Origin of the sequence: Comamonas composti DSM 21721 (genome assembly GCF_000429845.1) — a bacterium.
Taxonomy (GTDB): Bacteria; Pseudomonadota; Gammaproteobacteria; order Burkholderiales; family Burkholderiaceae_C; genus Comamonas; species Comamonas composti.
In genome coordinates this window covers 244705-251975 of sequence record NZ_KE386972.1, presented here as the reverse complement: position 1 = coordinate 251975, position 7271 = coordinate 244705, and the positions used below count along the sequence as shown (strand labels likewise).

At 59.1% G+C, this 7271-nt stretch carries 5 protein-coding genes; 1 reads left to right on the top strand and 4 read right to left on the bottom strand.

Annotated features, from left to right (window positions below):
• Positions 1-2569 (top strand): Ig-like domain-containing protein (locus G486_RS0119735; protein WP_027017083.1); only part of this gene is annotated, 2569 nt, incomplete at its 5' end.
• Positions 2570-2897: 328 nt separating this feature from the next.
• On the opposite strand, the gene G486_RS22935 is transcribed toward G486_RS0119735, so the two are convergent.
• The 4 genes from G486_RS22935 to G486_RS0119715 form a co-directional block, all read right to left on the bottom strand.
• Positions 2898-3683 (bottom strand): LapD/MoxY N-terminal periplasmic domain-containing protein, encoded by a 786-nt coding sequence (locus G486_RS22935; protein ID WP_027017082.1) that lies wholly within the window; start codon positions 3681-3683, stop codon positions 2898-2900.
• Entirely contained in the window at positions 3680-4378 is a 699-nt protein-coding gene (locus tag G486_RS0119725; protein ID WP_027017081.1) for a transglutaminase-like cysteine peptidase, read from the bottom strand. Before G486_RS0119725 ends, G486_RS22935 begins: the two co-directional genes overlap by 4 nt.
• Positions 4379-5149: 771 nt before the next feature.
• Positions 5150-5839, bottom strand: a complete 690-nt coding sequence (locus G486_RS22930; protein ID WP_051303701.1) for a response regulator transcription factor — start codon at positions 5837-5839, stop codon at positions 5150-5152.
• A 30-nt stretch (positions 5840-5869) separates the two neighbouring features.
• A complete protein-coding gene (locus G486_RS0119715; RefSeq protein WP_051303692.1) occupies positions 5870-7213 on the bottom strand; it encodes an HlyD family type I secretion periplasmic adaptor subunit in 1344 nt (447 codons plus the stop codon).
• Positions 7214-7271: the final 58 nt, after the last annotated feature.

Genomic DNA, 7271 nt, shown 5'->3' with positions numbered 1-7271 from the left:
CGACCTGGCGGGCAAGACCTCGAGCAACGACCTGGTGATCCAGATCATCGACACGGCGCCGGTGGCCAACCCGGACGACAACGAGATCACGGAGAACACGGCCTCGGTGAGCGGCAACGTGATCACGGGCCAGGGCGGCACGGGCGGCAAGGACGACCTGGGCGCCGATGATGCCAAGGTGACGGGCGTGCAGGCCGACACGGCAACAGGCCACGTGGCCAACGGCGGCGTGGGTGTGGCGGTGCAGGGCCAGTACGGCACCATCACGCTGCAGGCCGACGGCAGCTACGTGTACGCGCTGGACAACACGCTGCGGGCGGTCAAGGCGCTCAACGACGGCGACACGCTGCTGGACGTGTTCAGCTACACGCTGACCGATGCGGATGGCGACCAGTCGACGACCACGGTCAAGATCACCATCCAGGGCAAGACCGATGCTCCCTTGATTTTTGCAAGCATGGAGGATGATGGGCCGGTCACTGGACAGTTCTCTTATACGGGACTGGATGCAGTCACGCCTTATGCCATCAGCCAGCAGCCAGGCCATGGTTCGGTCACGGTCGATGCCAGTGGCAACTGGATCTATACGCCACATGCCGACTACAACGGACAGGACAGCTTTGTGGTGGCCATCAAGGATGCGTCTGGCAAGACAACAACCGAGGTCATCACCATCAATCTGGCTCCCGAGCAGGATGCGTTCGATGACGTTGGCAGCATCGTGGGTACGAAGCCGCTAGTGATCGATGTGTTGGCCAATGACTTTTTTGAGGGAACAGGAAAGGTTGTCACCCATATCGATGGCCTGGCCATTGTGGCTGGAGGTGCAGCGATTGCCGTGGAGCATGGCAAGGTCATGCTGGGCACAGACGGAAAACTGACTTTTGTGGCCGATGCCGGTTATGAAGGGGCGGTTCACTTTACCTATACCGCGAAGACGGATCTGGGCACGCCGGAGACGGCTCATGTGAATATCGATGTGAATCCGGCTCTTTATGCCAGAGAGGACTCCATTGAAATTTATGAGAGCTCTATTACCACCAAGGCAGACATTGTGCTGACCATCGATGTCTCTACCAGCATGCTAGGCTGGGTGCCGTTTGAGGGCGATTGGATCACACGCATGGATATGTTAAGAAAGGCTGTCAAAGACTTGTTTGAATCGGATGGCGTGAATTCCGTGCGTCTTTATACGTTCGGCTCGGATGCGGTCTTCCACTCGTCTACCGAGAATAGTGGCTGGTTCACGGATCTGGACGAGGCCATGAATTTCATTGATGCTTTGCTCATTGATGGAGCGACTTTGTATAGCGAGGCGATTAATGAAATCATTAATACCTATGCACCTCCTCCCGCTGGTGGGGATCATCTGATTTCTGTTTTTCTGACCGATGGAGATCCTAATGAGGGATGGGGCGTCAATACCGAATTAGAGGAAAAGTGGATTGAATTCCTGGAGAGCAAGGGCTTCGATGGGTCCTATGCTGTCGGTATAGGCTCTCAGCTGGTTCCCGAAAGCAAGGATAATCTTGAGCCCATTTCATGGACCCCTGGAGAGACTGCAGGGTCGATTATTGACGGGGCCGATGACGATAAAACCATCTTGGTGGAAGATGACTATCAAAAACTGGTGGATACGCTGACAAATATTCTCCGAAAGGGAAATAGTGCCACCGGCAATGCAACTACCAATGACTCAGGTGGTTTTGTCGGATGGGATCCTTCGGGCTGGAAAATTGCTTCGATTGAATATCGGGCTGAAGATGGCAGTCTCCAGACATTCGTGTTTTCTGGGGCGCAGGCATCGACGACGATCGATGTCTATACCAACTCCGGGCTGCTCATCGGTAATTTCACTATTTCCGGTGACGGATCCTATGTTTTCAAGGGCCTTGATGGATTCAATACACAGCAGGACGTTTCGGCAGTCATGCATTACACAGCCAGGGATGCAGATGGGGATACGTTCCGTACGGACCTGACGCTCACGGTCAAGGAAGGCGCTCCCCCTGCATTCGCAGCCATGAGCAGTGAGACCGAGGGCAGCATGACCGATGGCTCTGTCGAGGCCGCGGCAGTCGCATCAACGGAGCATGACGATAGCGGTGCGAGTGTGACAGCTGCGAGCCTGGCCCACGAAGTGCGGGGCACTCCTGGTGATGATCTTCTGATCGGCACGGACGAGGATGACTTGTTCATCTGGAATCATGGTGATGAAGGTACCGTGGATGCCCCGGCCAAGGATGTGGTGCTGAACTTCGGCATGGGCTCTGGCGATCAGGCAGGCAAGGACACCTTGGTTCTGGATGACCTGCTGGAAGGCGAGGAGTTGGTGGATGACTTGAGTGTCTATCTGCATCTGGAAAAGAGCAGTGATGGCGTGGATACGCTGATCAAGGTTTCCACGGACGGCAAGCTGGGTGCCGATGGCAGCAACTTCAATCAGGAAATCACCCTCAAGGGGGTCGATCTGGTTGGCGATGCGCAGATCGGCACAGCGGCTGATCAGAATGTCTTGATCCAGCAGTTGATCAATCAGGGCAAGCTGACGATGGACGGCCATCATTGATGAGTGCAGCCCGATAGCGGGCTGGCTGCAATAGGGCACAAGGCGCCTGCATTCCTGGAGGAGTGCAGGCGTCTTTTCTTTGCAGAGAGTGCGGATCGGATGGACCTGGTGTGGGCATACAGCGCAATCGCATCTCAAAGCCCATGCCATCACAGTCTTCCCCCGGTGGGGGAAGGGGCCATACCGGCAAGCGCTCAGGCCGAGGATTCAGATGCAACCGCCTTGTGTGCACATAGAGTCTGCTCTCTTATAGATAGCGTGAACCGCTTGTCTATATTGGGCTTGATATCGTTTTGACTTGATTTCTAGTGATGTCTGTAGCAGGCCGTCAGCTTGGTGTTGCCGGCGTTGCTTGGGGCACCTGCATTTCCGTGGCCGCAGTCGTTCGGATGAACTGCCCTCGACCATGGAGGCTTTCATGCACGCGTTTTCGGGTGTCGTCGATGGTCTGGGCCAGAGAGTCCTGCTCCGTCAGACGTACATAGGCACAAGCAGGTGTCTGGTTACCGATTGCCTGGATCTGCTCCAGGACTTCTTCGTGCAGCAGGCGCTGAAACCAGCGCAGCAGCGATGCGGCAAAAACCGCCCAGAGCACGCCGGCTCCCAGTGAGAACAGGCTCATATAGATGCTGCTGTGCCAGAGAGCATTGCTGGCATGGCTGTTGTCTACTGCCACCGAGAGCCGACCGGTCTGATGCCAGCCATTGCTGATGGAGCGTTCGGCCCAGGGGCGAGTCAGCGGCAGCAGCTGTGAAAACCATTGAGGTACCTGTCTTGCGGGCCGGGCTTGTTCGCGGACGAAGAGGGCGGTGCCGTCGGGGGAGATGAGGCGTATATGGAGAAACTGCCCGCTATCGAACAAGGCCAGCATCAGCAATTCGCGGGTGACGGGGTCCTGGTTCGAGGGCTGAGACAGTGAGAGTGCCAATGACGAAGCAGCGTTTTCGCTGCCCAGCCGCAGTTGCGCATCGAGGTATTGCCGCGCCGCGTTGATGCCTAAAGCCAGGCTGCCGACCAGCAGGCCCAGCATGGCCAGGCTCACACCAAGCAAAAGCCGCGTAAGCAGCGACATGCGATTTTCGCGGAGGCTGGTGCGATGCGGTGCGGTGTTCATGGCATGAATCCTTCTTTGCGCATGCGCTCCACAAGTCCGCGCCAGCGGCTGATGCGCTCCACAGGAGGAGTCTGGTTGGCACCCGTCACATAAATACCCAGCTTGTTGAAGCTGAACACGGGCGTGAGATCCTGGCGCTGACTTGCGGGCAAGGTGTCGCCCATCAGGCTGTCCAGAATGAGCGGGTCGGCATCCGGTGTTTCGTAGAAGCCGAGCACCATGTGGGCCGTGCTGCTGCCCAGGCCGCTCTGATGTGCGCGCACATAAATGAGGCGCAGCTTCTCTGCTGGCATACCCAGGCGTATCAGGGAGAAATATTTGCCGATCACGAAGTCCTCACAGTCACCGGCACGCTTGCCCAGGCTTTCGAGCGGTGTCGCCCAGTGATCGATCTCTCCCCAGACGACAGAATCGCTTGAGCTCAGCATGATCTCGTTCCAGAAAGTGTTGACCGTTTGCAGCTGTAGCTGTTCTGACTGCTTCGCCCCTTGGTTCAGCATGCCCAGCCACGAATCAAGTGCCTGTACGCCCCGGGAGCCGTATTGCACCTGCATGAATTGCTGTAATTTGGCCGTGTCGAATCCCAGGGGGCTGCTGCATCCCGAGATGGGCAGCGGCCACAAGAGCAGCCATGCCACCGTGGTCAGCAGTGCATGCAAAAAAGCCGGTATTCCTAAAGAGGAGGACTGCTTCATGGTGCCGACGTACTCCCTGCGTGACTCGATGGGGCCTGTGCGCGCCCTCCTATCTCAAGCGACTGTGCGGTCGGGGTACATGCGGACAATAGAGCGCGTTATCCGCGATCAATGGGTCACAGGCACTTGCCTTCCACACCTAGGGATCGGCTTGCTCTCGCAGAACTGCATGGCTGGACGAGCTTGCTGCTGATTTCCGGAGAATGTTTTGCAATATGTGCGAGACAGGTGTGGGCTGTGGAGTGCCGGGTTTGCAGGTAGGGGGGAGCAAGCCGGCATGCAGGCTGAAGTGCGAGCGCTGTCTGTTGCGCGAGGCTCGATTCGTCCATGCAGGGCAAGCGCATCTCAAAATCGATGCCATCAAACCTGTGGTTTGCTGGGAGGTGTTGGCCGTTCTTAGATGCAATCGCCCGGCGAGCTCAAATCTGAAGTGCAACACCTTTCAGAATTGAGGCCGCCTAGCCAGAACAGGCACAGGCTGCCCGGGCTGGCACATGGCCCGGGCGTGGACTTTGACGGATGGCGCTGGCCAGGACGGTGGGCTTGAGAAGGCTGCCATCCCCGGTCACCGGCCAGACCTGACACGCTGCGGATTCGGCAGACCGTTCCCGGTGCACTGCCTGCGGCAAAACGCGCTGCCTGAGCGTATCAGCCGTTTTGATGAAAGACGGGAAGCCTTGGCCCTTCAGGCCTGGCGATCGCTGCGAGACCGGCGCCTGTTGAAGGCCTCACCTGAATAAGGGTGCCAGGCGATCTCGGGTGAGGCAGTGCTCAGCGGTCTTCCAGTGCAGGGGACTTGCGCGGGGCACTGGCGCCAGTGCTGCGCGGCGAATCATGGGCTATGCCATGTATCTTGAGCGCCAGCATGAGGCGGTCACTGACCTCGAGTTTTTCAAAAATCGCGGAAAGATGTGCACGCACCGTGCGTTCGCTGATGCCCAGGCGCTCGGCAATATCAGGGTTGCTGTTGCCCAGGGAGGCAAGGCGTGCGACTTCCTGCTCACGCGGGCTCAGGCTTTCGATCCAGCTTTGTGGCTCGGGTGGTGGCAAGCGGCTGTCGACGTCCTGCAGCAGGCGCTGCAACAGGCTGCGGCCCAGCCAGATGCTGCCCGCGCCGATGTTCTGGAGAACGGTGCTCAGTGATTCGGCCGATGCATAGGCGTGTGCGTAACCGCTGGCCCCCCGGGCCAGTGCTTGGCGGCCTTCGGAATCATTGGGCCGTGCATTGAGGACCAGCACTTTCATGCCCTGCAGCAACGGAGTCCATATGGCGTCATCCCAACTGGGCAGGCGTGGCAAGGCCGCATCAAGCATGACCAACTGGCGGGACTGCAAGGCCCAGCGCTGCAGGTCCTGCAGGTTCTGGCCACGGGTTGCCTGCCAGCGCGCAGAGCTCAGCTGCTGCCAGTGCTGCCAGAGGCTGGTGTTCTGCGTCACCATCAGTACCGGATGTGCTTGCATGGCGTATTCCTTCATTGTTGTTGTGTGATCTCAGCGCTCGATGAATGCATTGGATTTGGCTCGCAATATGGGTTTGAGCAGGTATTGCATCAGCGTGCGCTGGCCGGTGAGGACGTGGACCTCGGCTTGCATGCCCGGAATGACGGGGCGGCTGTCATCACCGACGTGGGCGCGTTCGGTACGAACCTTGACGATGTAGAAGGTGTTGCCACGCTCATCGGTGATGGTGCTGGCCCCGATCTGCTCGACCTTGCCGACCAGTCCACCGTAGATGGCGAAATCGTAGGCCGTGAACTTGACCTCGGCTTTCTGGCCAAAATGCAAGAAGCCTATGTCGCGGGGGCTGACCTGGACTTCGAGCAGCAAGCTGTCGTCGCTGGGCACGATGTCGAGAATGTCCTTGCCTGGCTGTACGACTCCGCCCACGGTATTGACCAGCAGATTGTTGATGGTTCCGCGCACGGGTGAGCGCACTTCGGCAAGCTTGACACGGTCGGCCAGAGCACGCTGGCCCTGCTCCAGCGTGGAGAGCTTGGTGCGTGTCTCGGAGAGCTCGGCACTCGCCTGGTTGCGAATCGTGAGCTCGGACTCGCGGATCTTGCGATCGGCTTCCGAGATCGCAGCGCGGATACGCTCCATCTGCGCACCGGCTGACCGGGCTTCGCCACAGAAGCGGGCCACATCGCGTTGCAGACGCAGCAGGTCGACTTCGGACACTGCTCCTGTCTTGAGCAAAGGGCGGGTGACATTGAGCTCGTCGTTGGTGAGGCTGCAACTGGCCGCTGCCTGGTCGCGCTGGGCCTGTGTGGCGCGTAGCTCCTGCTGCCTTTGCCCCAGCTGGTCGCGGGCGATGCTGACCGTGGTGTTGAGCTCCTGCGTGCGGGACTCCCAGACTCGGCGCTCCATGCCCACAGCGTCGGGAGCGGCCTTGACCAGCTCATCGGAAACGTGAAACGGCTGGCCCGTGGCCAAGGCTTCCAGGCGCGCTGCCTTGGCCTGCAGCGATAGTGACTCGGCCTTGTTTTCACCAAGAGAGGCGCTATAGCGTGTGGGGTCGATGCGCAGCAGGACCTGGCCTTGCTGGACGGTCTCCCCCGGCCGGGTGAGGATTTCCTCGACGATGCCTCCATCCAGGCTTTGCACCACCTGAATCTGGCGCGAGGGAACTACCTTGCCCTGGCCGCGCACGACTTCGTCGATACGGCCCAGACTGGCCCAGGTGATGAGCACGATCACCGTGAGCAACGAGGCCCAGAGCAAAAGGCGCGAGCCGCGGGCCTGCTGCTGGCCGACAGCCCATTGCGCATCGGCAGCGAGATCTGCGGGGTCATGCGTGCCTACGGCAGACTCGCCGTAAAGCAGCCAGCTTTCCATGCGCCGAAAATACTGGCGGATGCGACTTGGCTTGCGCCGAGGCTTGGGGGCTTGCTGT

Coding starts and splice junctions, on each gene's coding strand:
- G486_RS22930 (WP_051303701.1), bottom strand. CDS start 5,839: ATGCAAGCACATCCGGTACTGATGGTGACGCAGAACACCAGCCTCTGG.
- G486_RS22935 (WP_027017082.1), bottom strand. CDS start 3,683: ATGAACACCGCACCGCATCGCACCAGCCTCCGCGAAAATCGCATGTCG.
- G486_RS0119715 (WP_051303692.1), bottom strand. CDS start 7,213: ATGGAAAGCTGGCTGCTTTACGGCGAGTCTGCCGTAGGCACGCATGAC.
- G486_RS0119725 (WP_027017081.1), bottom strand. CDS start 4,378: ATGAAGCAGTCCTCCTCTTTAGGAATACCGGCTTTTTTGCATGCACTG.